Here is a 26,496-nt window from a genome sequence, read left to right as displayed (position 1 = left end):
ATGCTCCAGCTTCAATTCAATAACCGTGTTGCACTCAGCGTCTGCAACCGCCCAGTTTCTTGATGAGCTTTCTTTTAATGAGTACGAGATAAACATTATTTCTGACTGCTTTCTCGAGTTGGCAAATCCGCTCTTCGACTTGTTAGGCGGGCCGACAGCTATGTGTCATCGCCTGAATGTGGATCGTTTTGGCTTTGTGACGGATTGCAGTTTTTATAAGCGCGCCGGTAAGGAAGACCATGTGGCCCAGGCGCTTTCTGAAGGGCGTTATGTGTTGGCAGTAGGTGATGCCTTCAATGATCTCGCGATGTTGCGAATGGCGAATAAAAGTTATTTAGTCAGCCCGTCTGCAGCGACGCGCGCAGCTGCTCCAGATATTAAAACTGTGGCAAGTGTCGATGAGATTATTCCTTTGCACGTTCATGAAAGAGCTGCGCTGGAATGAAGCGGCTGGAGGCGCTTCCGGGCTATCTGCCCAAGCCCTGACCTGCGCTGAGTCAGGCCCGCTCTTGCCCCTCGGCCTTGAGGAAATCGACGAAAGCCCTGAGCGGCGAGGGCATGTGGCGGCGGCCGTGGTAGTAGAGATAGGGGCCGTCGAATGACTGCCACCAGTCTTCGAGGATGGGCGTCAGGCGGCCGTCGGCGAGCGGCTCGCGGATGAAGTCCTCGAAGGTGTAGATGATGCCCAGGCCGTTGATCGCCGCGCTGGTCTTCAGGTCGTGGGAGGAGGTGACGAGCTGGCCTTGTGGCGGTATGCGCAGGGTTCGGCCGTCCTTCTCGAACTCGAAAACACCCACCTTGCCGCTCTCGAAACGATGGCCGAGCAGCTGGTGCTCGGTCAGCTCGGACGGGTGCCGCGGTGTGCCATGGGCGGCGAGGTAGCTGGGCGCGGCGGCGGCGACGAAGCGTTGCCGGCGCGGGCCGATGGGGATGGCGATCATGTCCTTGGCGAGGCTTTCCTCGTAGCGCACCCCGGCGTCGTAGCCCGCCGCGATGACGTCGATGAAGGTGTTCTCCATCACCACTTCGACGTTCACCGCCGGGTAGAGCTTGAGGAAGCGGCTCAACAGGTCCGGCAACAGGAAGCGAGCCACCGGCACCGGCACGTTGAGCTTGAGGGTGCCGACCGGCCTGTGGGAGTCATCGTCCAGATCATTGAACGCGGCGCTGATTTCTTCGAGCGCCGGTCGCAGGCGTTCCAGCAGGCGTTCGCCTGCACTGGTCGGGGTGATGCTGCGGGTGGTGCGGTTGAGCAGGCGCAGGCCCAGATCGCTTTCCAGGCGGCGTATGCAATCGCTCAGCGAAGACGCCGACATGCCGCGTTTCTGAGCCGCGGCGCGAAACCCTCCGGCTTCGACCACGGCGGCAAACAGCGCGACATCACTCAGGTTGGGTTGACGCATGGAGCCTCCTTGAATTCGTCGACTGTACGATTGGGCGAACAGCCCGTCCATGTTTGCCTGGATTATCAGCCTGTGCTCGTACGCTGATACTTCGTCCGTCGGCCGCCTCCGCCTGAGGCAGGCCATTCACGACGACGAGGAAACGATCATGGCGCAGAGAAACGCAACCGAGCCGGGCGGCCATGCCCGGCCATTGATGAAGCTGGCCAGAACGCTGATCGCCGGGGTGGTGCTGGCTGGGTCACTGGCCGTCGAAGCCGCCAACCGGCCATCGCCAAAACCCGATTGGAGCCTGGCCGACATGCCGGCTCAGACCGGCCGCATCGTGCTGGTCACCGGCGGCACCAGCGGTATGGGTTACGAGGATGCACTTGCGCTGTCGCGCGCTGGCGCGGAGGTGATCATCGCTGCGCGCAATGCCGAGCGCGGGCAGGAGACGATCGAGCGGATACGCGAACAGGTGCCGGATGCCCGCGTGCAGTTCGAGGCAGTGGATCTGGCCAACCTGGCCTCGGTGCGCGGCCTCGCTGAGCGCCTTCAGGAACGCTTGCCGCGCCTGGACGTGCTGATCAACAACGCGGCAATCATGGCGCCTCCTGAGCGGGGCACTTCCGCTGACGGCCATGAGCTGCAGCTGGCGACCAACTACCTCGGGCCGTTCGCTCTGACCGCGTTGCTGATGCCGCTGCTGCTGGAAAGCGACGATGTCCGGGTGGTCAGCCTGTCCAGCATTGCGGCGGGTCGAGGTCGCCTGAACTTCGCGGACCTGCAGGCCGAGCAGGACTACAACCCCTACGCCACCTACGCGCAATCCAAGCTGGCGGTGCTGATGTGGGCGATGGAGCTGCAGCGTTACAGCGATACTGCCGGCTGGGGCATTCGCAGCATTGCCGCGCACCCTGGAGTCGCGGTCACCGAACTGGTCGAGCGCGGCCCAGGGCTGGACAGTGAGTTCGCCGCCAACTGGGCCAAGGACCGCGACAACTACCACTCCGCCGCCCAGGGTGCTCTGCCGACCTTGTATGCGGCGACCGCGCCGGTAGCGGTCGGCGGCGCCTATTACGGGCCGACCGGCGAGGAGGAGAAACGCGGCCCGCTGGGCTTTGCCAGGGTTCCCGAGGCCGCCGCGAACCAGGCCGATGCCGCCGAACTGTGGCAGCTGTCGGAACGCCTGACCGGCGCGCGCTATCCCTGAACCCTCGGGCGCGGCTTTGCGCTCGCGCCCTGTTACCTCTCTTCCTTTTTCAGGAGCGCGCCCATGAGCACGCCATCCGTTGTGCATCGCCTGAGCACCGCGATCAATGCCGAGGAACACGAGCTGCGCCCGGCGCTGAGTGGTTTCCTACTGTTTTTCTGCCTGTTCGCCGGCTACTTCATGCTGCGCCCGATCCGCGAGTCGATGGGCATCGCGGCGGGGGTGGAGAACCTGCAATGGCTGTTTACCGCGACCTTCGTCGTCATGCTGGTGGCCGTTCCGTTGTTCGCCTGGCTCAGCTCGCGCGTACCGCGGCTACATTTCGTCGACTGGGTGTACGGCTTCTTCTGCCTGAACCTGCTGCTGTTCTCCGTGCTGTTTATGCTGCAGGGCGAAAACCCCTGGCTGGCGCGGGTGTTTTACGTGTGGATATCGGTCTACAACCTGTTTGTCGTGTCCGTGGCCTGGAGCCTGATGGCGGATGTGTTCGATAGCGCCCAGGCCAAGCGGCTGTTCGCCTTTATCGCCGCCGGCGCGAGCGTCGGCGGGCTGGTCGGGCCGGCGCTCAGTGCGTTGCTGATCGGCAGCCTGGGCGAGTCGGGGTTGATGCTGCTCGCCGCCTTGTTGCTGGGCGCGGCGCTGGCGCTGAAGTTCTCACTGATGCGCTGGCGCGAGATCGGTGGAGCAGGGCGCCACGGCGCGGCCCCGGCGGAAAGCACGCGCAAGCCGGTGCCAGGCAACCCGTTCAGCGGGATGACGCGGGTGCTGCAGTCGCCTTATCTGCTCGGCATCGCCGGCTTCGTGGTGCTGCTGGCCACCGTGACCACTTTCCTCTATTTCGAGCAGGCGCGCCTGGTGGCCGAGCTGTTCCCTGACCGGGCCGCCCAGGTTCGCGTGTTCGGCACCATCGACGTGGTCGTCCAGGCGGGCGCGCTGCTGTCGCAACTGTTCATCACCGGGCGCCTGGCGCAGAAGCTTGGCGTGCGCGTGCTGCTGGCCATCGTGCCGCTGCTGGTCTGCGTCGGCTTTATTGGCCTGGCGCTGATGCCCAGTTTCGCCGTGCTCGCCGCGCTGATGATCGTGCGCCGCATCGGCGAGTACGCGTTCGTCCGGCCCGGACGGGAAATGCTCTTCGCGCCGCTGGATGCGGAGAGCAAGTACAAGGCGAAGAGCGTCATCGACACGGTTGTCTACCGCGCCGGCGATGCCGTCAGCGGCTGGGGGAAGACGGCACTGGACATGTTCGGTCAGGGCGCCGGCCTGGTAGCCGTGGCCGGCGCACTCTGCGCGCTGCTCTGGGGCTACCTCGGCTGGCAGCTCGGCAAGCAGGCGGACAGGCGAGTGGAAGTACCGGCGATGGCAGAGGTCGCTTGCCGATGAATTCCACCTTGCTTCGACTCAGCGTTCACCACCCTGCGCGGCGATATCGAAGGCGATGCTCCAGTTGTGCAGTGGGTAGGGCTGGTGCACCAGTGCCTTGATGTTGGCTTCGGCAGGCATGAGGTCGGGCAGGTATTCGTAGGTGGCGTCGGCGCGCATCGGGTCGCTGTCGCGCAGCTGGCCAGCGCCGCCGACCTGGTGGCTGGCGTAGCTGATGCGTGGCTGACCGCTGAGATCGCGACCGGCGCGCAGGCGCACGACGGTGTCGGCGACGATGTCGACGGCTTCGATGGGCACTTCGCCGTTGTCGTCACGCAGCACGAAACCCTTGTTCTTCACGTCGCGGGCCTGGTGGCCGAGGTACGGCTGGTCGAACGCCAGTGGCGGGTGCGGCACGTGGTAGTCGATCAATACGTCGCGGCCGTTGGCCGTGGCCTGGCGCGGTGCGAGCGGGGTCCAGTCCTTACGCTCGATGACGACGCGATGGTAGACCTTGCCGAGCATTTGGCCGAACCAGCGATAGCCGTTCGCCGACAGGTGCACGCCCTTGTCGGTGTAGGGGTAGACCGGGCCGACCAGGTACCAGCCGGGTTCTTCCCGGGCCAGTTCCCATTGCGCCATGCCGACCGCGAGCGAACCGTCCTTGACCGAGGATTTGGCGTCGGTCTGGTAGCTGAAGAAGGCCGGCATCTTTTCCTGCCCGGCGATGGCCTTGGCGGTGTCGGCGTAGAGGTCGTCGCGCAGCTGGCGCAGTTTGGCCTTGTAGTACGCCTGATCGTTCTTGCCGCCGTTGGTGTGGGAATAGTCGTACTCGCCCTGCAACCAGAAGAACGCGCTGATGCTGTAACTGGCCTGTTGCGCATCGGCCAGCGCCTTGGCCTGATCGACCGCCTGGGTCACGCGCAGGTATTCGTTGGTGCCGCCGGTTTTCGAGAGCTGGGCAATGGAGCGGCCCGACGTCGAGGCGTTGCTGGCGACGAACAGGTGATCCGGATCGGTGTCGCGGCCGAGGTGATGCAGATAGAGCCGGCGTGCCATGTTCAGCGCGCCGACTTCCACCGATTCGCCTTCTTCCTGCGCCTGCGGCGCGAGCTTGCCGACCTTTTCTGCATCGAGCACCACGGCGGCGTTGCTCTTCTGCTGAACCACGGCGCGCAACGGCGTGAAGGCCGCTTCGCCCACCGGTTTGAACGCCGCGCCGCTGAACGCAGCCGAGCGTGGCGACTGGCCGAGCATGAGGTTGTCGTAGCGCGGTGCCACCGAGAGCGCAGGCCAGCCTTCGGCGGCGGAGGCGAGCGACTGGCCGTAGGTGATGATGTGGTTGTACTTGCTTTCCAGCGGCTGGGTCAGCTCGTTCGGCTTGGCCAGGAGCTCGGCGGTCAGGCGCTTGTTCTCGGCGTCGCGGGCGGCCAGCTGCGCCTCTGTTTCGGCCGCCAGGCTGGGCGTGGCCAGGGCGAGCAGGAGTGCGGCGGCGAGGGTGCTGTGCAGGATCGTCGGTTGATCAGGGCGATGGGGCATGAAGTTGTTCCGGATGCGCTGGGCAGTTTCGTGCGGCTGCCTGCGGGCGAGCCGTGGACAATTGGCGAACGCGCTTTCGACGATGGCGAAGGAGGTAAGTTCGCGGCCGCCATGTCGATGGCGGATTGGCTATGCTGTCGCGCATTCGAGAAGCGATGCGCAGCAGGCTTCGGCAGGTCGAACGATGCGGCTGCCGACCGTTCCCATGCAGGTCATCCCGTTAGCAGAGGAGAATTCCAATGAGCCACAAAGCCATATTCGTACAGCCCGGCGGCGGTTATGACCGGGTCATCGTTGGCACCAGCGAGGCCCCCAGACCGGAGGCCGGCGAGATCACCGTGCGCCTGCGCGCCAACTCGCTCAACTACCACGACTTCGCGGTGGTCAGCGGCATGTGGGGCCCCAGCGAGCCGCGCATTCCCATGGCCGATGGTGCCGGTGAAGTGGTGGCGGTGGGGTCGGGCGTGACTGAATTCGCCGTTGGCGATGCGGTGGTCAGCACCTTCTTCCCCGACTGGCTGGCCGGTGAGCCGCTGATCGAGGGTTTCGCCACGGTGCCGGGCGATGGCGTCGATGGTTATGCACGGGAAATGGTCACCGCGCGCGCCACCTCGTTCACCCATGCACCCAAGGGCTACAGCCATGCCGAGGCGTCTACCCTGACCACCGCCGGCCTCACTGCCTGGCGCGCGCTGATGGCCGACGGCAAGCTCAAACCCGGCGACAGCGTGCTGATCCAAGGCACCGGCGGCGTTTCCATCTTTGCCCTGCAGTTCGCCAAGATGGCCGGCGCCACGGTCATCGCCACCTCGTCCAGCGATGCCAAGCTGGAGCGCCTGCGCGAGATGGGCGCCGATCACCTGATCAACTACCGCAGCACGCCGGCCTGGGGCGAGACGGTGCGCAAGATGACCGACGGCCGCGGCGTCGACCATGTGATCGAAGTCGGCGGGCCTGCAACGCTGGAGCAGTCGATGGTGGCGGCGCGCATTGGCGGGCATATCTCGGTGATCGGCATCCTCACCGGGGTTGCCGGCGAGCTGCCGCTGGTACCGGCGCTGGTGCGCCAGCTGCGTCTGCAGGGCGTGCTGGTGGGCAGCCGCGCGCAGCAGCAAGAGATGATCCGCGCCATCGATGCCAACGGCATCCGCCCGGTGATCGACAAGCACTTCGCCGTGGACGATATCGTCGAGGCGTTCCGCTACCAGGAAACCAACCAGCACTTCGGCAAGATCTGCCTGGATATCTGAAGCCTGGCGTCGGCGGCGGCTGCGTTTAGAATGCGCGGCCACGCTGCCGACGATGCCCGCCCATGACACCCGAACACCTCACCACCCTGCAAAATCACCTGCTCGACGCGTTGGCCAACGTGCCCGACGAGACGCGACGGCTGTTCCATGGTCGCGGCCGCTGCTATCCGGGGCTCGAACAGCTGACCGTCGACTGGCTACAGGGCGTGGTGCTGGTGGCGCTGTTCCGTGATCCGGGCGAGGCGGAGCGGGCGGCGCTAGAGCAGATGCTCATGGCGCTGACGGAAGCCCCGGCCTGGAAGCAGAGCCAGGCACAGCGCTTGCTGCTGCAGCATCGCTATCTGCCGGATGCACCGACCGAGGCGTTGCTGGGCGATGTGCCCGCCGAGTGGCTGATCAGCGAGAACGGTCTGCGCTACAAGCTCGATCTCGGGCGCAAGCAGAACAACGGCCTGTTTCTCGACATGCGTTATGGCCGCCGTTGGGTGCAGGAAAATGCGCAGGGCAAGCGGGTGCTCAACCTGTTCGCCTACACCTGCGGCTTTTCCGTCGCGGCGATCGCCGGCGGCGCCGAGCATGTGGTGAATCTGGACATGGCCAGCGCGGCGCTGACCCGTGGGCGGGAGAACCACCGCCTCAATGGCCATGAGCTCGGACGGGTGAGCTTTCTCGGCCACGAACTGTTCAAGTCATGGGGCAAGGTGCGCAAGCTCGGACCTTACGACCTGATCATCATCGACCCGCCATCCTTCCAGAAGGGCAGCTTCGCCCTGACCCGCGATTACCAGAAGATCCTGCGCAAGCTGCCGGAATTGCTGAACGGCGGCGGCCAGGTGCTGGCCTGCGTGAATGACCCGGATATCGGCGCGGACTTCCTGATCCAGGGCATGGCTGCCGAGGCGCCGCAGCTGCGCTTCGAGCAGCGCCTGGAGAACCCGCCGGAGTTTCCCGACATCAGCCCCGAAAGCGGTCTCAAGGCGCTGCTGTTTTTGGCCTGACGCGGGGACGGGTCAGTCCCTTGTGACCGGCTCTGCATCGGCCTTGCCGAGCAGATGCTCGACGTCCTCGATCACCTGCAGCGCCGCCAGCGGACCGCCGGTGGAGGTCCACAGCGAGCCATCGACGGCGCCAGAACGCTTGGCCTGCAGCGCCGAGAGCTGGCGGAACGCCGGGGTCTGTTCGGCCTGACGCATGGCCTCGACCGCCTCGCCGCTGGTAGCCAGGGTGCCGATCACCAGCCAGTCGGCATCCAGCAGTTGCAGTGACTCCAGGCTCAGTGCCATCGAGTGGGTGTAGCCGGGATCCTGCTGGTGGGCAGGGCGGGTGAGGCCAATGTCTTTGATGACCGTGCTGGCGAAGGCGTCCTTGAACATGTACGAGGGGCCCTTGGGATTCCAGCGCACGATGCTGAGGGTTTCGCCCTGATGCGTGCTCAGCCGCTCACGCGCCTGTTCGACGCGCGCGCGGTAGCGGTCCAGCACGGCGTTGGCTTCGGCGTTCTTGTTCAGGATCTGTGCGGTGCGCTGCATGGTTTCCTGCCAAGGGCGACCCCAACTGTAGGTGATCACGGTCGGTGCGATCTCGTTGAGGATCGCCAGCTGCTCCGGCTTTACCGGGCCGGTGAGGATCAGATCGGGCTCCAGTTCGAGCAGGGTTTCCAGATTCGGATTGTCCAGATCACCGACCACCGGGACGTCGGCCGTCAGCTTGCCTTCGAGGTAGCGCGGCGGTGCGGCCTGGCCGCGGCCGTTGATGGTGCCGACCGGGGTGACGCCAAGTGCGAGTGCGGTATCCAGATCGATTTCGCTGAGGGTGATCACCCGCTTCGGCGCTTCCGGCACGGTGACGGTGTTGCCCATGGCATCGCTCACCTGGCGCGTATCGGCCAGGGCGGGCAGGGCGAGCAGGCTGGCCAGCAGGGCGGCGGCCAGGTGACGTGGGGTCTTGAGGGTCATTGCATACCTTCCGTTTCGGGGTGTTCTCGGAGAGTGAGTTGCTGGAGGGCACGGGTACGGCGGCGCGGCACGATCACCGGCGCGCCGTCGCCGGGGGCCGGCAGGATGTCGACGTCGGTGTCGTAAAGGCGGTCGATCAGGGCCTTGGTCATCACCTGCCGCGCCGGGCCGATGGCCTGCACCCGGCCGTCGGCCAGGGCGATCAGCTCATCGCAGTAACGGGCGGCCACGCCGAGGTCATGGATCACGATCAGCACCGTGCGCCCGGCCGCGGCGATCTGGTGCACGGCTTCCATCACCTCGGCCTGGTGGCCGATGTCCAGCGCGCTGGTGGGTTCGTCGAGCAGGATCAGGTCGGTGTTCTGCGCCAGGATCATGCCGAGCCAGGCCCGTTGCGCCTGGCCACCCGAGAGCGAGGCGGCGCTGCGTTGCCAGATCGCATTGAGCTGCATCACCTCGCGGGCGCGTGCAACCTGGCGGGCGTCTTCCGCGCTCCACTGGTTGAACCAGCCCTGATGCGGATGGCGGCCGTACTGCACCAGCTGTTCCACGCGGATGCCTTCGGCCAGCATCGGCCGTTGCGGCAGAAAGGCCAGCTCTCGCGCCAGCGCCTTGAGCGAGTAGCCCGCCAGCGGCTTGCCGTGGATCTCCACGGTGCCGCGTTGCAGCGGCAGCTGGCGGGCGAGCAGTTTGAGCAGCGTGGATTTGCCGCTGCCATTGGGGCCGACGATGCCGATCAGCTTGCCTCGGGGCAGGCTGAAGGAGACGTCGTCGAGCACGACCTTGTCCTGATAGGCGAAGTGCAGGTTTTCCGCGCGCAGGGCAGTCATCAGTCAGCTCCTCGTCTGTCCTTGAGCAGCAGGCCGAGCAGCAGGATGCCGCCGAGCAGCCGCGTCATGATGCCGGTGGGGATTTCCTCGGGCTGGGCGAGCACCCGCACCAGGGTGTCGCTGCCGAGCAGCAATACCGCGCCGCACAGCGCCGATAGCCACAGCGGGGCGAGGCTGTTGCGGGCCAGCCAGGAGGCGAGGATCGGTGCGGCCATGGCGATGAACACCACCGGCCCGCCGATCGCCGTACCCAGCGCGGCCACCACGATTGCCAGGGCGAGCACGCCGAGCTGGACCAGCGGCACCTTCACCCCGAGGTTCTGCGCCGTGGCGTCGCCGAAGCGCAGCAGCGCCAGCGGCCGATTGACCAGCGCCATCAGCGGGCAGAGCAGCAACAGCAGCATTGCGACGGGCTTGACCGTCTGATAGCTGACACCGGCGAAGTGGCCCATGGTCCACAGGTAGATGCTGCCCAAGTGAGCGAGGGGTTGCGTCGACATGGCGAATTCGCCGAGGGCGCCGAGCAGTTCCGACAGCGCAATGCCGATGACGATGAACAGGTAGCCCTGCTCGCCGGGGCGTCGGCACAGGGCGAACAATGCGGCGGCCGCCAGCGCGGCTCCGAGTGGCGACGAGCACCATGGCCAGTTGCCGAGGGTCAGGTAGAGGGCGAAGACGACCACAGCCAGAGAGGCGCCCTCGTTCACACCGATCATGTCCGGTGTCGCCAGGCGGTTGCGTACCAGGGTCTGGATCAGGCAGCCGGCCATGCCCATGGCCAGCCCGGCGATGATCGCGGCGGCGACCCGCGGCAGGCGAATCTTGAAGACCATGATTTCCTGCAGCCTGCTGCCATTTCCGGTGAGGGTGGCGATGACGTCGCGCACGCCGAGATGGCCGCTGCCGAGGCTGGTCGCCAGGACGGTCAAGCCCAGCAGCACCAGCACGAGCAGGGTGAACATCAACCAACTGCGCCGATGCAGCAGCAGGCTGATGCCACCGAGGCGCAGTGTCCAGACGCCGGAAGGTGTGGGGATGGAGGTCATGGCTACCTCACCGTCAACAGGGAACGAAAGCCGCCGCGCAGCACGATGGCGATCAGCGCCGGCGCGCCGAGCGCGGCCAGCAGGGTGCCGACCGGCAGTTCGTAAGGCTGCAGCAGCCAGCGCGAGAGCACGTCGGCGGCGAGCAGGAAGAGCATGCCGAACAGCGTGGAAAACAGCAGTTGCCGCAGCAGTGCCACCGGCTCGATGCGGCGCGCACAATAGGCGGCGAGAAAACCGAGAAAGCCGATCGGCCCGGCCAGCGAGATGGCGCAGGCGGTGAGCAGGGTGGATGCCGCCAGCACGCCGAGGCGCACCCAACCGGTATGGATGCCCAGCGCACGGGCCTGGCTATCGCCCATCTGCATCAGAGTCAGCTGACGGCAGAGCAGCGTCGCCAGCACCAGTCCGAGCACGGCCAGCGGGCTGACCGTCTCGACCGCATCGAGGCTGGAGGCCGACAGCGAGCCGAGGTTCCAAAAGCGGAACTGCTCCAGCGCCACCCGCGTGGAGAGCAGCAGGAAATTCGCCAGACCGCCGAAGATCGCGCCAAGCGCCACCCCGGCAAGAATCAGCTTCAGCGGGCTGGCCTGACCCAGCATCAGGCCGACGCCCAGCACCAGCAGATTGCCCAGCAGGGCGCCGGCGCCGGACCAGAGCAGGTAGCCCCGGGTCGACTCGACGCCGAAATAGATCAGGCCGATCACCAGCCCGAGCACCGCGCCGGCATTGACACCGAGCAGGCCGGGTTCGGCCAGCGGATTGCGTGTCGCGCTCTGCAGCAGCGAGGCGGCGATTGCGAGGCTGGCGCCCACCACCAGCGCGGCGAGGGTGCGCGGCAGCCGCAGGGTATCGACGACCATGGCCAGCTTGTCGTCGGCCAGATAGTCGGGCTGGCCGAGCAGATAGCCGAAGACGGCGTCGGCACCATACACGCCGGCACCAGTGGCCAGGGACAGCGTCAGCAGCACGAGCAGAAGGCCACTGCCGGCAATCAGCGTGGCCTTCTGCAACGCTGGCATCGTTGGATCAGTCGGCATGGTTCGCTTCGCGTCTCCAGGTGAACCCGGCGGCTCGCGCCGCCGGGCGGGGCGTCAGATGTCGTAGGCGAAACCGACGAAAAGCGTGCGACCCATGAGGATGTTGTCGACGGCCTGAGCCACCTCGTCGCGCTTCTCGTTGGTCAGGTTGTTGAGCCCGCCGTTGAGTGTCAGCTGCTTGGTGGCCTGGTAGCGGGCACCGAGGCTCAGGGTGTGGAAGGCGCCGGTCTCGAACGCCCCGGAGCGCGCCACGTCGTACAGGTACTGGCTGCCGGTGTACTGGTAATCCAGGTTCAGGCCGAGCTTTGGCAGCGCCTGCCAGTCGGCACCCAGGTTGGCGATATGCTGCGGCGAGTTGCGGATCGGCTCGTCGGTGTCGCGATCCCTGGCGTCGGAGTAGGTGTAGTTCGCGCGCAGGCCGATGCGGTCGCTCAGCAGGTAGTTGCCCTGCAGCTCGTAACCCTTGATCCGCACATGGGGCTGGTTGTAGGTGGTCAGCACCGGGTCGGCGGCGACGATCTGGCCGTTCACCCGAATCAGCCGCGTCGTTTCGGTGCTGATCATGTCTTCGATGTCGGTCTGGAAGAACATGATGCCGGCCTGCAGGCGGTCGTTCTGGTAGAAGGTACCGAGCTCGTAGCTGGTGGCGGTTTCCGGCTTGAGATCCTCGTTGCCGACCGTCACGCAGTAGCCACGGCAGGCGATTTCCACGTAGGTGGGATCGGATTGGGCAATGCTCGGCGCCTTGAACGACTTGCCCACGCCGCCCTTGATCACCCAGCTGTCGCTCATGTTGTACACGCCGTAGGCGCGCGGGCTGAATTCGCTGCCGTAGCTTTCGTGATCATCCCAGCGGGCGCCGAGGGTGATATCCAGCTGTCCCAGGGAGAACTCGTCCTGCAGGTAGAGCGCCTGCTGATCGATCTCTATCTCCGAACCGAGGTTGTTGCTGTGGCTGAGTTCGGTGCGGCGCAGTTCGCTGCCCAGGGTCAGCAGGTGGTTGCCGAGGAACGCGGTCACCTGGCCGTCGACCGTATGGTTGGTCTGGTTGACGTTGCTGAAGCGGCCGCCGCGCAGGTCGGTCATGACCTCGGAGTCGTCCATCAGGTCGACGTCTTCGTAGTAGTAGCGGACCCGCGAGTTGAAGCCGTCCCAGCTGCCGTTGTGGGTCAGGCCGAAGGCGCTGCGTTCCATTTCCTGAACGTTGGTCGGAAAGGCGAAGCCCGAGTTGCTCCAGGTGCCCTTGCGGTCGTCCTCACGATAGCTCAGGTCGAGGTCGATGCTCTGGCGCTCGTCTAGCAGCCAGCTCAGGCTGCCGTAGGCGCTGGCATTCTGGCGTTTTTCGGCGGCATCGATCAGGGGCGACGTAGTCTGGTCCGAACCCCAGGCAGCCTGGTCGGTGCCCTCGACGATCAGGTTGCCGAGCAGCTTGTCCTCGATCAGCGCACCGCTGATGTAGCCGCTGGTCTTGTGGCTGTCACCGGAATCACCCTCGGTCGGGTGCTCGTAGCCGTAGGCGATGCCGGCCCTGGTGTCGGCGGTCGGTTTACGCAGGATGACGTTGACCACGCCACCGATGGCATCGGCGCCGTACAACGAGGACATCGGCCCGCGGATCACCTCGATGCGCTCGATGGCGGCCATCGGGATCGAGGACAGATCGAAGTCGTTGGCGTAGTTGGAGACCAGGGCTTCACGCGAGTTGATGCGGCGGCCGTTGACCAACAGCAGGGTGTAGTCCGAATCCATCCCGCGCAGTCTGATTTCCTTGCGGCCGTAGGTCGACGACGGGCTGATGTACACCCCCGGCAGGTATTTCACTGCATCGGCGAGGTTGTATACCGGCAGCTTGCCGAGGTCGTCACGGGTGACCACCGACACGCTCGCCGGCGCGCTGAGTTCGCTGTGGGCGGTCTGGGTGGCGGTGATGACTTCGTTCTGCAGCGTGACCGGCTCGCTGGCGATGGCGAGCATCGGAACGAGTGCGCCGAGCAGCGTGAGCGGCAGGTGGCGGGGACGACTGATGGTTCTTACAGAAGGCATTGCAGGCTCCATTGCGGTTTGATCGATGCGGGATGTAAGTCTCATCAGGCGTGCGGCTGCAGGTTCAGGCCCTGCTTGTGGTTGTAGGTGTTGGCAGGTGTCCATGGCGTCGCAGGGCAGCGAGCAGTAACAGCAGCGCTGCACCTGCGGTCAGGGTGAGGACCACGTGGAAACCTGCGAGGTGTTCGAAACCCGTCAGCTCGCCATCGGCAGCCGTACCCAGGTAGGCGGCGGAGGCCAGGCTGCCGAGGCCGGCGGCAACGTTGCTGACGGACCCGTGCAGCGCCATGAACGCGGCGCGTTGATGGGGCGCCGGAATGCTCGCGGCGACCGTCGTGGTGCTGCTGGTGCGCAATGTGCTGAGTGCCATGAACAGGCTGAACACCAGCAACAGCGGCAGTGGAACCAGCAGGGCGAAGCCGAGCAGCGTGATCAGTGCCAGCAGGCCGCTGCTGCTCAGGACCAGCCGGCGGGCGTGGCCGCGATCGATCCAGCTGCCGCCCAGACGCACGGCGGCCAGGCTGGCCAGCCCACCGCACAGGTAGAGCACGCCGATGTGTTCGCGGGCGAAGCCGAGATTGAACTGGAAGAATGCGGAAAAGTGCGGCACCAGCAGGAAGTGGCTGAACATCTGCAATGCGACAAGCGCCAGTGCCCCCAGGCACAGCGGTGAGCGCAACAGCGGGCGCAGCGCTCCTGGCGGGCGTGGGTGTGGTTGCGGATTGGGGAAGAGGATGTGGCAGCCAAACGCGAGCGCCAGGCCAACCGCGGCAATGCCCAGCATCGGCGCGCGCCAGCCCAGCCAGCGCGCGAGTTCCAGCGCCAGAGGCGTGACGACGATGGCGGCGAGGGAGAAACCCATCGCTAGGCGGGCGAGCTGCCGGCCCCGTTCGGCTGGCGGGATCAGATCGAGCAGGCTCGCCATCAGCACCGCGCCCAGGGGGCCGGCGATGAATGCACTGAGCACGAAGAGCCAGGTCAACTGGTGCGCGTCGGAGGCACCTGCGCAGGCACCGAGCAGCGCGAAGCGCAGGACGAGCAGGGTGAGCAGCACCGGCTTGCGCTCGAAGCGGTGCAGCCAGGCAGCACTGAGCGCCGAGCCGAGGGCCGCTGCCAAGGTCGCGGCGCCAGCCAGATACCCAATGCGGTCGGCGGGCATGTCCAGTTCGCGGACGAAATCCGGGCCGAGCGGCATGATCATCATCAGGCTGCCGATCGATAGCATGCTAATCAGTGTGGCCAGCTGAACAGCCGTTTTCGTTTGTCGATCTGCATCCATGTACATAACGCCGCTGGGTGAGGCGGTGCATCTTATGCAGCTATAAACGCTAATTCAAATGAAAATCGTTATTGTTTGGTTGTGATTTGTGGAGGATGAGCCGGATGGAGGCGGCCTGTGGGCGGAATAGCGGGGATGGCGCATGGCATTCGATACCGTAACTCGCGCGAAAACTCTCGAGATGAACCTATATCGGAGGTCGGCTGCGCCGCCTGAGCAGGCGGCGCCAGCGATCCGTGCTGTACGACCTGCCCTGGTTCAGTCGCGTGCCTCGAGGTCCTTGATCAGCGCCTTCATCTCGTCGATCTCACGGCGTTGCGCCTCGATGATGCTGTCCGCCAGCTCGCGCACCCTCGGGTCCTGGATATCCGCCCGCTCGCTGGTGAGGATGGCGATGGAGTGGTGCGGAATCATCGCCTTCATCCACGACACCTGGTCCACCGTCGCCTGGCTGCGCACCAGCCACAAGGACACTACGAACACCAGCGCGCTGCCGGCGAAAATGGCGATGTTCACCCCACGCCGCGGATACATCTTCAGCATGAATGCCAGCATGACGATCGCCATGGCCGCGCCCATGATCAGCGCCATGTAGGCGCGGGTTTCGCTGAACAGGATGTGGTCGGTCTGGAACACGTTCAGGTACATCAGGCCGAACATGACCAGCGTCGAGGTGGCAATCATTGCGCCGAATTTGACGTAGGGCTGCATAGGCGTGCTCTCCTCTCGCTATGACTGGTGGGGCGGCAAATCGCCAGCCCATTCGGTCATCTCGACAGCCCTCGGTCGGTGCCGTTCACGTTTCTCGGCCACGCCAGCGGCACGCACTGGCCGACTGCGATGGCCTCGCAGGGCTGACCGCAGCGCAATGCGCAGCCGGACCTACTCGCCGTTACGGACCTGCGAGGCGCCGCGGCTCAGCGAGTGGCCAGCTCTTCGCAGCTGGGCTCGATGGTGAACGTGCGCGCCGAGTCGACCGGGCCGAGCTTCTCCAGGGTGCGGCGGCCAAGCAGTACGGGGTAGTGCATTTCATCGCGATCCCTGAGCGAGAACTGCTCCTCGAGGAGGCGATCGCCGATGCACACCTTCATCAGCACCACCGGACGATCCTCCTTGCCGCCGGCGCCGCGGACCGTCAGTTCGCGATGCAGTTTGCGCTCGATGCGCGATTTGACCAGCTTGTCCCGTTCGATGTCCTCAAGGTCCAGATCGAAGCGGACCCACTCGTCACCGTCCCGCTCGAAATACTCGATGTCTTCGGCATGCATCGACGAAGTCAGCGCGCCAGTGTCGAGCTTGAACTTCACAGTGACTTCCTCGGGAAGCACCTTGCCACGCTCCACCCAGCCGAGCGGTGTGCCGTCGGCGGCGAGGGAAGGGAGGGTATGCAGGGACAGCAGCACAGCGACGGGTATGGCCAGTAGTCGTGACGATTTCAATGGCAACTCCGGGGGTAGTGGCTTCGCTCAATAGAGCGAAATCTGCCGCGGACGTTCAGCGCACCGTGGATTCGCCGCTGCGACCGGTCGGCGATCGACTACCTTGAGCCGCTTCGCGTTCGCCGATCTGTTCGCTCAGTGCACGAACGAAGGCGTCCACCGCGACCGGCAGGTAGCGCGAGCTGCGCACGTACACGCCGAGGTCGCTGAACACCGCGCCGCCATCGTTCAGCGGTACGTGCACGAGCGTCCCGCCGGCCAGCTCGGCTTCGATGCCGATGCGTGTCTGGAAGGCGACCCCGGCACCGCGCTTGGCCATCTGCAGGGCCAGCTCCACGGAGCTGGTTTCCAGCGGCGCCTTGTGTCGCGGGCGGGTGCGCGCCAGCAGCGGCGCCAGCAGGTGATGGATGGACAGATCGCTCTTGGCCAGGATCAGCGGGTATTCGGCGCAGGTGGCGAAGCTCACCTCGGCGCGTTCGGCCAGCGGATGCGAGGGGGGAACGATTGCGCCGAGACGGAAGTGGCCGACGCCCAGCTGCTGCAAGTCAGCAGTACGCGGCAGGGCAAAGGCCAGGCCGATGTCCGCCTGGCCGCTGATGACAGCCTCGGGAATCGCCTGCGAGCCAAGGCTGGTGACGCCCACGGTAACCCGCGGATAGCGTTCGCGCAGCTGCTCCAGCACGCCAGGTAGAAGATCGGTGGTGACGCCGGATACCGTGGCGATTTCCACATGGCCGGTGCGCAGGCCCTGCAACGCGTCCAGTTCGGAGCGCACACGCTCGGCGTCCTGCAGCACGACGATGACATGGCGGGCGAAGATCTCGCCGGCGGCGGTCAGCCGCAGTCCGCCGGGCAGGCGTTCGAAAAGGGGCGCGCCGATCTCGTCTTCGAGCTTGAGAATCTGCCGGTTCACCGCCGACGAGGCGACGTTGAGCCGGCGCGACGCCTCGCGAATCGACTGGCAGCGCCGCACCATGTCGAAGTAATGGATGGCCGGGGAATGGATGCGCAGCTTGCGGGCCACGGTCGGTCAGCGATCCGCGGGCGGAGGTGGGGTCAGTCCGCAGCCCTTGAGGATGATGGCGATCAGGTTGTCGCTGGCGTGGGCGAAATCGGCGCGGGTCATGCGCTTGCCGTTGATGCGGCGGATCTGATCGGAGAAGTCGGCGTAGTGTTGGGTGCTGCTCCAGATCATGAAGATCAGGTGCATGGGGTCGACCGGGTCCATCTTGCCGGCGGTGATCCAGGCGTCGAACACTGCGGCGCGGCCGCGGAACCAGTTGCGGTAGTCCTGGTTGAAGTGCTCGGAGAGGCACTCGCAGCCGCTGATGACTTCCATGGCGAAAATCTTTGAGGCCTGCGGGTGGCGTCGCGAGAATTCCATCTTGATGCGGATGTATTCGGCCAGAGCGACGGCGGGGTCATCGTCGACGGTCACATCGTCGAAGGCGGTATCCCAGAGTTCGAGAATATGCCGCATGACCTCGACATATAGCCCCAGCTTGCTGTTGAAGTAATAGTGCACGTTCGCCTTGGGCAACCCGGCACGGGTGGCGATGGCGTTCATGCTGGTGCCCTTGAAGCCGTAGCGGGCGAATTCCTCCGCCGCCGCGGCGAGGATGGTTTCCTCGTTCTTCTGGCGGATGCGGCCGGCGGGCTTGCCCGTGGCGGTGTACAGCGGCTGGGGTGCTTCGTTCTTGTTCATAGTCCCTTATCCGAAGAGCGCGGTGACGTCGGTGCGCCACCGCAGTTGGGCTCAGGCCTGGTGCGTGCTGGCGACGATGGCGGGCTCGGCTCGTTCGCGCGGCAGCAGCAGGTCCAGCAGGATCGCCGTCAGGCCGCCGCAGGTAATGGCCGAGTCGAACAGATTCTGCACGAGTTGCGGCATTCGATGCAGCAGTTCCGGTTGCGCCGCGATACCCAGGCCCACACCCAGCGAGGCGGCGATGATCAGCATGTTGCGCCGATCCAGCTGCGCCTGCGCGAGCATGCGGATGCCGGCGGCGGCGACGCTGCCAAACATGATCAGGGTGGCGCCGCCGAGCACTGGCTTGGGAATCTGCTGCAGGATCGCGCCGAGCAGCGGGAACAGCCCGAGGGCGAACAGGATCGCGCCGATGTACAGGCCGACGTAGCGGCTGGCCACGCCGGTCATCTGGATCACGCCGTTGTTCTGCGCGAAGGTGGTGTTGGGAAAGGCATTGAAGGTCGCGGCGATCAGGCAGCTGACGCCATCGCCGAGAATGCCGCCACGCAGCCGCTGCACGTAGCTCGGCCCTTCGATGGGCTTGCGCGAGAGCATGCAGTTGGCGGTCAGGTCGCCGACGGTCTCGATGGTGCTGATGAGGTAGATCAGCGCCACGGGCACGAAGGCCGTCCAGTCGAAGGCGAAACCGTACTTGAAGGGCTGCGGGAGGCTGACCAGCGGCAGGTCCGGCAGCGGCTGCGGGACCAGCTTGCCGCTGAACCAGGCCGCCAGGCTGCCCACCGCCAGGCCGACGATGATCGCCGACAGCCGTACCCAGGGCTGTTGCGAGCGGTTGAGCAGCAGGATCAGCAGGAACACCAGCGCGCCGAGGGCGAGGTTGCCCGGTGCGCCGAAATCCTCGGCATTGAAGCCGCCGCCGATATCGGTGATGCCGACCTTGATCAGGCTGACGCCGATCAGGGTGATGACGATGCCGGTCACCAGCGGCGTGATGACCTTGCGCAACTGGCCGATGAAACGGCTGAGCACGATCTGCACGAAGGCGCCGAAGAAGCACACGCCGAAGATCATCGCCAGGATGTCCTCGGGGCTGCCGCCGCGACTCTTGACCAGCAGGCCGGCCGAGAGCACGGCGCCAAGGAAGGCGAAGCTGGTGCCCTGCAGGCAGATCATGCCGGCGCCGATGCCCAGCGGCCGGCGGGCCTGGATGAAGGTGCCGACGCCGGAAACCATCAGCGCCATGCTGATCAGGTAGGGCAGGTGCTCGGCCAGGCCCAGCACCGCGCCGATCACCAGCGGCGGGGTGATGATGCCGACGAAGCTGGCGAGGATGTGCTGCAGGGCGGCGAACACGGCGGCGGTCGGTGTCGGACGATCGTCCAGGCCGTAGATCAACTCGGAGTCGGCGTTTTCGTGCATGGCAGGAATCTCAAACGAACGGGAAAAATGCAGGCTTTGTCGCCTGATACCAGTCGGTCAGGCGTTTGGCCTCCTGACATGTCGGCCTCTGTCGGCCTTGTAGGAGCCAGCGTGCTGGTGATCGGCGCTAAACGGCATCGCCAGCAAGGACTGGGTATCCCCCAGGCTCCTACGGATTTGATCGGCATCAGGCTTTAGCGCCTGTCTTGTTTTCGCCTCCTGCAAGAAGCTGACCAGTCGCTTAGATTTTGCCCGCTTGCGCAACGCCGAGGCCGGCTGCGAGGCAGCGATACGCGGTGCTTGCGCGGGATTGGCGATCCTCCCTTCATGCACTGCGGATGCCTGCTGAACCGGCGGCACGAATCCGAGCGAAGTGCTTGGTTGCACCAAAATGGTCCGGGTTGTTCGCGGTTGCCCGTTTTTGTCGCGCGGAACGAGGAGCTGCGGGATTCTTCGATGCGCCTGCGGGCCGGCAAAAAGCTGTCCGATGTGTCAGCTAGAGCGTCGGGCAACGGTTCGCCGGTTCGGCGCCACGGATCCCGAAAAAAAACTGGCACAGCTCGTGCTAAGTCACCCATCGAGTAGAAGCGGTTAGCGCCGATCGGTTTCCGACGACGTGGGACATTGCTCTTGCGGCCCTTATGGCCGCACACCCTGGTTGCAGGGTGCTTGTTTTCGCCTCCAACGTGGCTGGACAGGAGAGAGGTCTACCACCATGCGCAAAGCGTTATCGCTCATTCCCATTCCCGGCCGGACGCAGAATTCCGGCGCTGTTTCCCTTCGTTCGAAAACTTCCTCGAGCTACCGGCCCCTGCGGTCGGTGGCTTTGCCGTGCCTTGCTTGTGGAGAAATGTCGATGAAAACGATGAAATCGGGACGCGTCGCGCCCGTGCTGAGCAAACTCGCCCGCTGCGCACTCTGGTCCACCGCCCTGCTGGGGGCTGCGGTGGCGCAGGCCAACGACAAGCTGACGCTGCTCACCTCCTGGTACGCCCAGGCCGAGCATGGTGGCTTCTACCAGGCGGTGGCCGAGGGCATCTACGAAAAGCACGGGCTGGACGTGACCCTGAAGATGGGCGGCCCGCAGGTCAACGGCACGCAACTTCTGGTGGCGCGCAAGGCCGATGTGATCGTCGGTTATGACTTCCAGGTGCTGAAAAGCCTGGAACAGGGCCTGCCGGTAGTCGCCATCGGGGCCTGCTTCCAGGGCGACCCGCAGGGTTTGCTGACCCATGCCGACGTCAAGGGCCTGGACGGCCTGAAGGACAAGACCATCCTCGTCGCCACCTCCGGGCAGACCTCCTGGTGGCCCTGGCTCAAGGCCAGGTACGGGCTGTCCGACAGCCAGACCCGGCCCTACACCTTCAACCTGCAACCCTTCTTCGCCGATCCCAATACCGCGCAGCAGGCCTATGCCAGCTCCGAGCTGTTCCAGGCCCGCCAGCAAGGTGTCGAGGCCAACTTCTACCTGTTCGCCGAGCACGGCTATCCACCCTATGGCTCGACCCTGGTGACCCGCCGCGACCTCGTCGAATCGCGTCCCGAAGTCCTGCAGCGTTTCTACGACGCGACCATGGAGGGCTGGAAGAGCTATCTGGCCGACCCGGCGCCGGGCAATGCGCTGATCAAGCAGGACAACCCCAACATGCAGGACGCGCAGATCGCCTGGGGCATCGAGCGCATGAAGGCGTTTCAGCTGGTCACTGGTGGCGACGCGGCCACTGCCGGCATCGGCGTGATGACCGACGCACGCTGGCAGAAGACCCGCGACTACATGGTCGAGGCTGGCCTGCTCGGCGAGGCCGTGGACTTCAGGCAGGGCTACGACCTGCGTTTCGTCCAGAGCGCCGACAAGGTGCTGCCGTAACCCTATGCGAATGACGACGCCCGCTGCCTACGCAGCGGGTGGACGAAAGAAAGGATGAGGAGAACAACATGCTGGTTACCCAACAACCCGTACTGCGCCGTTTCTGGTATGCCCTGATGCCCATCGCACGGCTCGCCGAGGGACCACAGCCTTTTACCCTGCTGGGTGAGCCACTGGTGCTTTGGCAGAAGCCGGACGGCACACCGGTCGCCATGCGCGACCGCTGTTGTCACCGTACCGCCAAGCTGTCGAAAGGCTTCATCAGCGAGGACGGCAACATTGCTTGTGGCTACCACGGTTGGGAGTACGACTGCAGCGGCGCCTGCGTGAAAATCCCGCAGAACCCTGAGGGCATGATTCCTCCGGGCGCCAAGGTCGAGAGCTTCCACTGCCAGGAGCGCTACGGCTATGTGTGGGTTGCGCTGGACGACCCGCTGCAGCCGATCCCGGACTTCCCCGAGGATGGCGCGCCCGGCTACCGGCGCATTTTCCAGTTCTACGAGGAGTGGAAGACCAGCCCGCTGCGGGTGATGGAGAATTCCTTCGACAACTCGCATTTTTCCTTCGTGCACAAGGCCAACTTCGGCCTGTTCGACCAGCCCAAGCCGTCGAGCTACGAATTCCGCGAGACCGACTACGGCTTCGAGGCCGAGACGCTGGTGCCGATCCGCAACCCCGAGGCGAGCTTCCGCATCACCGGCAGCACCGCACCGATCACCAACCGCCACCTGGTCAACCGCTACTACCTGCCGTTCTCGCGGCGCTTCGGCTGCATGTACCCGGACAGCGGTATCCACCACATCATCTACAACTGCGCGACGCCGATCGACGACGGCCGGCTGATGCTGGTGCAGTGGCTGTACCGCAACGACAGCGAGGAGCAGTGCTCGACCCAGGAGCTGATCGACTGGGACGCGGCCATCACTGCCGAGGACCGGGAGATTCTCGAAGCGACCGATTACGACGCCTGCATCGATACCCGCCGTCGCGTCGAGCTGCACATGCCCTCGGACAAGCCGGGGCTGGTGATCCGCAAGCAACTGCTGGCGCTGCTCGAAGCGCACGGCGAAAGCGAAGTGTTCCTGACTGCCTGACGCTTGACGCTCGACCGCAATGCCCCGGCATAAAGCCCGCACAGATGGGCAGGGCCGGGTGCCGATCCGCCGCGAGGGCGCGGCAGACGGCGCAATCCGCCTTGGAGACCGTGCATGAACGCCATCGATACCACGCTTCACGCTTCGCCCCGTTTCCCGCTGCGTCGCCTGCTGGCGCTCGCCGTCGCGCCGCTGTGCCTGCTGGTGCCGGCGGCACAGGCCGCAGAATCCCTGCGCTTCGGCCTCAACTGGCTGCCGCAGGCGGAGATGTGCGGCTTTTACCAGGCCCAGGCCAGCGGCCTTTACCAGAAGGCCGGGCTCGACGTCGAACTGGTGCCGGGCGGGCCTGATCGCAACATCCCGCTGCAGGTCGCCGCCGGTGATCTGCAGCTGGGCATGGGTTCGAGCTTCACCACGCTGAACATGGTCCAGCGCGACATCCCGGCGCGCACCGTTGCGGCCTTCCTGCAGAAGGACCCGCAGACCCTGGTCGCCCACGCCGGGCAGGGCGTGGAAACGCTGGAGGACCTCAAGGGCCGGCCGATCATGGTCGCCAAGTTCTCGCAGACCGAGTTCTGGCAGTTCCTCAAGCAGCGCTACGGCTTCAGCGACAGCCAGTTGCGCCCCTACGCCTATTCCTCGGTGCCCTTCCTCGCCGACCCCAGGGCGGTGCAGCAGGGCTATATCACCGAGGACGCGCACCTGCTCGGCAAGGAACTCAAGGAGCCGCCGGTTTCGATCCTGTTGGCCGACTACGGCTACGACAACTACGCCACCACCGTCTTCGCCCTCGACAGCTACATCGGCGCGCATCGCGACGTGGTCGCCCGGTTCGTCGCGGCCAGCCGCCAGGGTTGGAACGAATGCGCGACGGGGGACTACGAGCCGGCGATGCGGGCCACCCTGGCCGCCAACCCCGAGCATGGCGAGGCGCTGTACCACTTCAAGATAAAGCAGATGCGCGAGCGCGGCCTGATCGACAGCGGCGATGCCGCCGTGCAAGGGCCGGGTGCCATGAGCGATGCACGCTGGGAAAGCTTCTTCGAAACCATGAGCGCAGCCGGCGTATACCGCACGGACCTGGACTACCGCCGCGCCTACACGCTGGAATTCGTCAGTTCCGGTGCGGCCGTGGCCGCCCAGGAGCGATGAGATGAGCCTGGACAGCATTCCGGTCATCGATCTCGGCCCCTTCCTCGCGGGAGACGAGCCGGCGCGGCGCGAGGTGGCCCGTCGGTTCGGCGACGCCTTCGAAACCTGCGGGTTCGCCAGCATCGTCAACCATGGCGTCGACGCCGCGCTGGTCGAACGCATGTACGCCGAGGCCGAGCGCTTCTTCGCCCGGTCGTACGCCGAAAAGCTGGCCTGGACGCCGCCGGAGCGGACCAAGGGCCGTGGCTATCTGCCGCTCGGCATCGAAAGCGTGGCCGCTACGCTCAGCGGCGAGACGCCGCCCGACCTGTGCGAAGCGTTGGTGTTCGCCTCGCTGCAGCGCGAGCGGGCCGGGCAGGGCCTGCCGAATATCTGGCCGGACGAGCCGCCGGCGCTGAAGGCGACCGTCGAGGCCTGGTTCGATGCGATGTTCGCGCTGTGCCAGCGGCTGATGCGACTCTCGGCACTGGCGCTGGACCTCCCCGAAGACCATTTCCAGGCCAGCTATCGCGAGCCGTCGCTGACGCTGCGCTTCGTCAACTACCCCGATCAGCCCGAGGCGCCGCGCGAGGGCCAGCTGCGCTACGGCGCGCATCACGACTACGGCGGGCTGACCATCCTGCGCCCGGATCAGGCGCCGGGTGGCTTGCAGGTGTGCGACCTCGCTGGCCGCTGGCGCGACGTTACAGCGCCGCCAGGTGCCTTCGTGATCAACGTCGGCGACCTGATGGCACGCTGGACCAACGACCGCTGGCGCTCGACGCTGCACCGGGTGATCAACCCGCCGCGCGAGTGGAGCGGATCGACCCGGCGCCTGTCCCTGGTGGCCTTCACCGGCCCGGCGGCCGACACCGAGGTGGCCTGCCTGCCAAGCTGCTGCGGCGCCGAGTGCCCGCCACGCTATGTGCCCGTGGAGGCGGGCGCCTATATCCGCGGCAAGCTCGACCAATCCATGCAGATCGGCCCTTCGACGGCCGATTCCTCGACCGCACAGACACCGAACCGGAGCATGCAACCATGCTGATGCACTCGATAGCCGTCGACACGGCCCGTCCCGCTCCCGGCGCATCCGCCAACGAGGCGATCCCGGTACTGCTGGCTAACCAGGTCGAGAAGACCTACCCCAACGGCACCCATGCCCTGCAGCGGTTGAAACTGGCCATTGGTCGCGGTGAGTTCGTTTCGCTGCTCGGCCCGTCCGGCTGCGGCAAGAGCACCTTGCTGAAAATGTTCGCCGGGCTCGAAGCGCCCTCGGCCGGCCATGTGCGCTGGTGGGGCAAGGGCGACCTCGAGGCGACCGAGGCCGGCCAGCGCATGGCCATGGTGTTCCAGGAGGCGACGCTGATGCCCTGGGCGAAGGTCGCCGACAACGCCCGCCTGCCGCTGGATCTGTCCGGCGTGCCGAAGGCCGAGGGCAACACGCGGGTGCAGGCGGCGCTGGATCTGGTCGGTCTGGGCTCGTTCGGCGGCGTCTACCCGCGCGAGTTGTCCGGTGGCATGCAGATGCGCGCCTCGATCGCCCGTGCGCTGGCCACGCAACCGAACCTGCTGCTGATGGATGAGCCCTTCGGTGCGCTCGACGAATTCACCCGCAACCGCCTGGACAGCGATCTGCGCGACCTCTGGCGTGCCCGTGACCTGACCGTGGTATTCGTCACCCACAGCATCTACGAGGCGGTGTTCCTTTCCTCGCGGGTGGTGGTGATGGGCGCGCGGCCCGGCCGGGTGCTGGCCGACGTGACCATCGAGGGGCCGCAGGTGCGCGACGAGGCGTTCCGCACCAGCGCTGCCTTCATCGAACAATGCGCGCAACTGTCGCGGTTGCTCGCCGAAGCCAATGCCGATGCAGGCCACTGAGGTGATCATGATGGACAAGCATTCCCAACCCCTGCTGGCCGATCCGCGTGTGCAGCGTATCGCCGCGCCGTTGTTGGTCGGCCTGGTGCTGCTAGGTCTCTGGCAGTTCCTCTGCGTTGCGCTGAAAGTGCCGACCTATCTGGTGCCGACACCGTTGGATATCGGCCGGACGCTGGTGAGCGACGGGCCGATGCTGTTCGGTGCGTTGGTGGTGACATTGAAAATCACCTTCCTTTCATTCGCCCTGGCGGTGGTGCTGGGCGTGATCGCCGCGTTCCTGTTCGTGCAGAGCCGGGTGATCGAGGCCAGCCTGTTTCCCTACGCCATCCTGCTGCAGGTGACGCCGGTGGTGGCCGTGGCGCCGCTGATCATCATCTGGGTCAGCAACACCACGCTGGCACTGACCATCTGCGCGACGCTGGTGGCGATCTTCCCGATCATCTCCAACACCGTGCTCGGTTTGCGCAGCGTCAATCCGGGGCTGCTCAACCTGTTCCGCCTCAACCGCGCAAGCCGCTGGCAGACTTTGGTACGCCTGCGCATACCCAGTGCGTTGCCATACTTCTTCGGCGGTCTGCGCATCGCCAGCGGTCTGGCGCTGATCGGCGCGGTGGTCGCCGAGTTCGTCGCCGGTACCGGCGGCACCGGGGCGGGGCTGGCCTACCAGATCCTCCAGGCCGGCTTCCAGCTCAACATCCCACGCCTGTTCGCCGCGCTCTTTCTCATCGCGCTGACCGGCGTCCTGCTGTTCAGCCTGATGGCAGCACTGGCGCGCTTCAGCCTCGGGCATTGGCACGAGAGCGAGCAGGGGTGAAGCCGGGATTCGCGGTGGAAAACGCTGCGCGGTTTTCCACCCTGCGGCTGAAACACATCGGAGCTGTGGGAGGCGTGCCCTCGCGGCGATGCAGGCCGTAGGGTGGGCTTCAGTCCGTAGGGTGGGCTTCAGCCCACCAAGCGACCCGCAGCCGAACGCGCGAGCCCGGCCCCCGTGGGCGCGGTCTCGGCTGCGAACTAAAACCGAACG

Annotated in this window: 23 protein-coding genes and 1 pseudogene; 11 read left to right on the top strand and 13 right to left on the bottom strand. The window is 65.7% G+C overall.

Features of this window, described 5'->3' with window-relative positions; all coding sequences use genetic code 11:
* Positions 1-445 (top strand): annotated as a pseudogene (locus RT582_RS15790) (hypothetical protein); the annotation flags it as partial.
* Positions 446-497: 52 nt separating this feature from the next.
* On the opposite strand, the gene RT582_RS15785 reads toward RT582_RS15790, so the two are convergent.
* Positions 498-1,403 carry a LysR family transcriptional regulator gene (locus RT582_RS15785; RefSeq protein ID WP_313478398.1) on the bottom strand — a complete coding sequence of 302 codons (906 nt, stop codon included), beginning with the start codon at positions 1,401-1,403 and terminating at the stop codon, positions 498-500.
* A gap of 148 nt (positions 1,404-1,551) precedes the next feature.
* Here RT582_RS15785 and RT582_RS15780 point away from each other — a divergent pair, with 148 nt between their 5' ends.
* Positions 1,552-2,598: an SDR family oxidoreductase gene (locus RT582_RS15780; protein ID WP_313478395.1), complete on the top strand. Its 1,047-nt coding sequence runs from the start codon at positions 1,552-1,554 to the stop codon at positions 2,596-2,598.
* A gap of 63 nt (positions 2,599-2,661) precedes the next feature.
* Positions 2,662-3,978 carry an NTP/NDP exchange transporter gene (locus RT582_RS15775; protein ID WP_313478392.1) on the top strand — a complete coding sequence of 439 codons (1,317 nt, stop codon included), beginning with the start codon at positions 2,662-2,664 and terminating at the stop codon, positions 3,976-3,978.
* Between the two features lie 18 nt (positions 3,979-3,996).
* On the opposite strand, the gene RT582_RS15770 is transcribed toward RT582_RS15775, so the two are convergent.
* Positions 3,997-5,496 (bottom strand): phosphate ABC transporter substrate-binding protein, encoded by a 1,500-nt coding sequence (locus RT582_RS15770; RefSeq protein WP_313478388.1) that lies wholly within the window; start codon positions 5,494-5,496, stop codon positions 3,997-3,999.
* A 239-nt stretch (positions 5,497-5,735) separates the two neighbouring features.
* Between RT582_RS15770 and RT582_RS15765 the strand changes: the two genes are divergently transcribed.
* Both RT582_RS15765 and RT582_RS15760 read left to right on the top strand, forming a co-directional pair.
* Complete coding sequence (locus tag RT582_RS15765) at positions 5,736-6,746, top strand: zinc-dependent alcohol dehydrogenase family protein (RefSeq protein ID WP_046618861.1); 1,011 nt, start codon at positions 5,736-5,738, stop codon at positions 6,744-6,746.
* A 62-nt stretch (positions 6,747-6,808) separates the two neighbouring features.
* Complete coding sequence (locus tag RT582_RS15760; protein WP_313478385.1) at positions 6,809-7,744, top strand: class I SAM-dependent methyltransferase; 936 nt, start codon at positions 6,809-6,811, stop codon at positions 7,742-7,744.
* A gap of 12 nt (positions 7,745-7,756) precedes the next feature.
* Here the strand turns inward: RT582_RS15760 and RT582_RS15755 are convergent, their stop codons facing one another.
* From RT582_RS15755 to RT582_RS15705, 11 genes are all read right to left on the bottom strand, one after another.
* Positions 7,757-8,701, bottom strand: coding sequence for an ABC transporter substrate-binding protein (locus RT582_RS15755; RefSeq protein ID WP_313478383.1), 945 nt, complete (start codon positions 8,699-8,701; stop codon positions 7,757-7,759).
* On the bottom strand, positions 8,698-9,531 hold the full coding sequence (locus RT582_RS15750; RefSeq protein WP_179486039.1) for an ABC transporter ATP-binding protein: 834 nt from the start codon (positions 9,529-9,531) through the stop codon (positions 8,698-8,700). Before RT582_RS15750 ends, RT582_RS15755 begins: the two co-directional genes overlap by 4 nt.
* Positions 9,531-10,577 (bottom strand): FecCD family ABC transporter permease, encoded by a 1,047-nt coding sequence (locus RT582_RS15745; protein WP_313478378.1) that lies wholly within the window; start codon positions 10,575-10,577, stop codon positions 9,531-9,533. The genes RT582_RS15750 and RT582_RS15745 overlap by 1 nt, the downstream gene beginning before the upstream one ends.
* Before the next feature lie 2 nt (positions 10,578-10,579).
* The gene (locus RT582_RS15740) at positions 10,580-11,614 is read right to left on the bottom strand and encodes a FecCD family ABC transporter permease (RefSeq protein ID WP_313478376.1); all 1,035 of its coding nucleotides are present in this window, start codon (positions 11,612-11,614) and stop codon (positions 10,580-10,582) included.
* A 54-nt stretch (positions 11,615-11,668) separates the two neighbouring features.
* Positions 11,669-13,657, bottom strand: coding sequence for a TonB-dependent receptor domain-containing protein (locus RT582_RS15735; protein WP_313478375.1), 1,989 nt, complete (start codon positions 13,655-13,657; stop codon positions 11,669-11,671).
* Between the two features lie 64 nt (positions 13,658-13,721).
* Entirely contained in the window at positions 13,722-14,882 is a 1,161-nt protein-coding gene (locus RT582_RS15730; RefSeq protein WP_313478373.1) for an MFS transporter, read from the bottom strand.
* Between the two features lie 312 nt (positions 14,883-15,194).
* On the bottom strand, positions 15,195-15,647 hold the full coding sequence (locus RT582_RS15725) for a DUF305 domain-containing protein (RefSeq protein ID WP_014821095.1): 453 nt from the start codon (positions 15,645-15,647) through the stop codon (positions 15,195-15,197).
* Positions 15,648-15,853: 206 nt separating this feature from the next.
* On the bottom strand, positions 15,854-16,375 hold the full coding sequence (gene rloA3 / locus RT582_RS15720) for a retropepsin-like aspartic peptidase RloA3 (RefSeq protein WP_125853078.1): 522 nt from the start codon (positions 16,373-16,375) through the stop codon (positions 15,854-15,856).
* 55 nt (positions 16,376-16,430) lie between these two features.
* On the bottom strand, positions 16,431-17,399 hold the full coding sequence (locus RT582_RS15715) for a LysR family transcriptional regulator (RefSeq protein ID WP_125853079.1): 969 nt from the start codon (positions 17,397-17,399) through the stop codon (positions 16,431-16,433).
* Positions 17,400-17,405: 6 nt separating this feature from the next.
* Entirely contained in the window at positions 17,406-18,080 is a 675-nt protein-coding gene (locus RT582_RS15710; RefSeq protein WP_125853080.1) for a TetR/AcrR family transcriptional regulator, read from the bottom strand.
* Positions 18,081-18,131: 51 nt separating this feature from the next.
* Positions 18,132-19,502, bottom strand: coding sequence for a uracil-xanthine permease family protein (locus RT582_RS15705; protein WP_095460504.1), 1,371 nt, complete (start codon positions 19,500-19,502; stop codon positions 18,132-18,134).
* A gap of 856 nt (positions 19,503-20,358) precedes the next feature.
* Between RT582_RS15705 and RT582_RS15700 the strand changes: the two genes are divergently transcribed.
* The 6 genes from RT582_RS15700 to RT582_RS15675 all read left to right on the top strand — a co-directional run bounded on the left by RT582_RS15700 (position 20,359) and on the right by RT582_RS15675 (position 26,286).
* Positions 20,359-21,369 carry an ABC transporter substrate-binding protein gene (locus RT582_RS15700; protein WP_260465184.1) on the top strand — a complete coding sequence of 337 codons (1,011 nt, stop codon included), beginning with the start codon at positions 20,359-20,361 and terminating at the stop codon, positions 21,367-21,369.
* A gap of 68 nt (positions 21,370-21,437) precedes the next feature.
* Positions 21,438-22,463: an aromatic ring-hydroxylating dioxygenase subunit alpha gene (locus RT582_RS15695; protein WP_095460503.1), complete on the top strand. Its 1,026-nt coding sequence runs from the start codon at positions 21,438-21,440 to the stop codon at positions 22,461-22,463.
* Between the two features lie 114 nt (positions 22,464-22,577).
* Positions 22,578-23,615, top strand: a complete 1,038-nt coding sequence (locus RT582_RS15690; protein ID WP_125853081.1) for an ABC transporter substrate-binding protein — start codon at positions 22,578-22,580, stop codon at positions 23,613-23,615.
* Position 23,616: 1 nt separating this feature from the next.
* A complete protein-coding gene (locus RT582_RS15685; protein ID WP_125853082.1) occupies positions 23,617-24,639 on the top strand; it encodes an isopenicillin N synthase family dioxygenase in 1,023 nt (340 codons plus the stop codon).
* Positions 24,633-25,472, top strand: a complete 840-nt coding sequence (locus tag RT582_RS15680; protein ID WP_125853083.1) for an ABC transporter ATP-binding protein — start codon at positions 24,633-24,635, stop codon at positions 25,470-25,472. Before RT582_RS15685 ends, RT582_RS15680 begins: the two co-directional genes overlap by 7 nt.
* An 85-nt stretch (positions 25,473-25,557) precedes the next feature.
* Positions 25,558-26,286: an ABC transporter permease gene (locus RT582_RS15675; protein ID WP_313026581.1), complete on the top strand. Its 729-nt coding sequence runs from the start codon at positions 25,558-25,560 to the stop codon at positions 26,284-26,286.
* The last annotated feature ends 210 nt before the right edge of the window (positions 26,287-26,496 follow it).

This window comes from Stutzerimonas kunmingensis (assembly GCF_032106285.1).
Lineage (GTDB): Bacteria > Pseudomonadota > Gammaproteobacteria > Pseudomonadales > Pseudomonadaceae > Stutzerimonas > Stutzerimonas kunmingensis_B.
Note: the sequence above shows the minus strand (reverse complement) of the source record. Positions and strands in the feature narration are given on the sequence as shown.

What these genes read in the sequence shown, in the direction of transcription:
- RT582_RS15705 (WP_095460504.1), bottom strand. Translation starts at nt 19,502, where the DNA reads ATGCACGAAAACGCCGACTCCGAGTTGATCTACGGCCTGGACGATCGT.
- RT582_RS15685 (WP_125853082.1), top strand. Translation starts at nt 23,617, where the DNA reads ATGAGCCTGGACAGCATTCCGGTCATCGATCTCGGCCCCTTCCTCGCG.
- RT582_RS15740 (WP_313478376.1), bottom strand. Translation starts at nt 11,614, where the DNA reads ATGCCGACTGATCCAACGATGCCAGCGTTGCAGAAGGCCACGCTGATT.
- RT582_RS15700 (WP_260465184.1), top strand. Translation starts at nt 20,359, where the DNA reads ATGAAAACGATGAAATCGGGACGCGTCGCGCCCGTGCTGAGCAAACTC.
- RT582_RS15730 (WP_313478373.1), bottom strand. Translation starts at nt 14,882, where the DNA reads ATGCTATCGATCGGCAGCCTGATGATGATCATGCCGCTCGGCCCGGAT.
- RT582_RS15775 (WP_313478392.1), top strand. Translation starts at nt 2,662, where the DNA reads ATGAGCACGCCATCCGTTGTGCATCGCCTGAGCACCGCGATCAATGCC.
- RT582_RS15785 (WP_313478398.1), bottom strand. Translation starts at nt 1,403, where the DNA reads ATGCGTCAACCCAACCTGAGTGATGTCGCGCTGTTTGCCGCCGTGGTC.
- RT582_RS15725 (WP_014821095.1), bottom strand. Translation starts at nt 15,647, where the DNA reads ATGCAGCCCTACGTCAAATTCGGCGCAATGATTGCCACCTCGACGCTG.
- RT582_RS15690 (WP_125853081.1), top strand. Translation starts at nt 22,578, where the DNA reads ATGAACGCCATCGATACCACGCTTCACGCTTCGCCCCGTTTCCCGCTG.
- RT582_RS15735 (WP_313478375.1), bottom strand. Translation starts at nt 13,657, where the DNA reads ATGCCTTCTGTAAGAACCATCAGTCGTCCCCGCCACCTGCCGCTCACG.
- RT582_RS15760 (WP_313478385.1), top strand. Translation starts at nt 6,809, where the DNA reads ATGACACCCGAACACCTCACCACCCTGCAAAATCACCTGCTCGACGCG.
- RT582_RS15780 (WP_313478395.1), top strand. Translation starts at nt 1,552, where the DNA reads ATGGCGCAGAGAAACGCAACCGAGCCGGGCGGCCATGCCCGGCCATTG.
- RT582_RS15755 (WP_313478383.1), bottom strand. Translation starts at nt 8,701, where the DNA reads ATGACCCTCAAGACCCCACGTCACCTGGCCGCCGCCCTGCTGGCCAGC.
- RT582_RS15695 (WP_095460503.1), top strand. Translation starts at nt 21,438, where the DNA reads ATGCTGGTTACCCAACAACCCGTACTGCGCCGTTTCTGGTATGCCCTG.
- RT582_RS15770 (WP_313478388.1), bottom strand. Translation starts at nt 5,496, where the DNA reads ATGCCCCATCGCCCTGATCAACCGACGATCCTGCACAGCACCCTCGCC.
- RT582_RS15710 (WP_125853080.1), bottom strand. Translation starts at nt 18,080, where the DNA reads ATGAACAAGAACGAAGCACCCCAGCCGCTGTACACCGCCACGGGCAAG.
- RT582_RS15765 (WP_046618861.1), top strand. Translation starts at nt 5,736, where the DNA reads ATGAGCCACAAAGCCATATTCGTACAGCCCGGCGGCGGTTATGACCGG.
- RT582_RS15680 (WP_125853083.1), top strand. Translation starts at nt 24,633, where the DNA reads ATGCTGATGCACTCGATAGCCGTCGACACGGCCCGTCCCGCTCCCGGC.
- RT582_RS15745 (WP_313478378.1), bottom strand. Translation starts at nt 10,577, where the DNA reads ATGACCTCCATCCCCACACCTTCCGGCGTCTGGACACTGCGCCTCGGT.
- RT582_RS15750 (WP_179486039.1), bottom strand. Translation starts at nt 9,531, where the DNA reads ATGACTGCCCTGCGCGCGGAAAACCTGCACTTCGCCTATCAGGACAAG.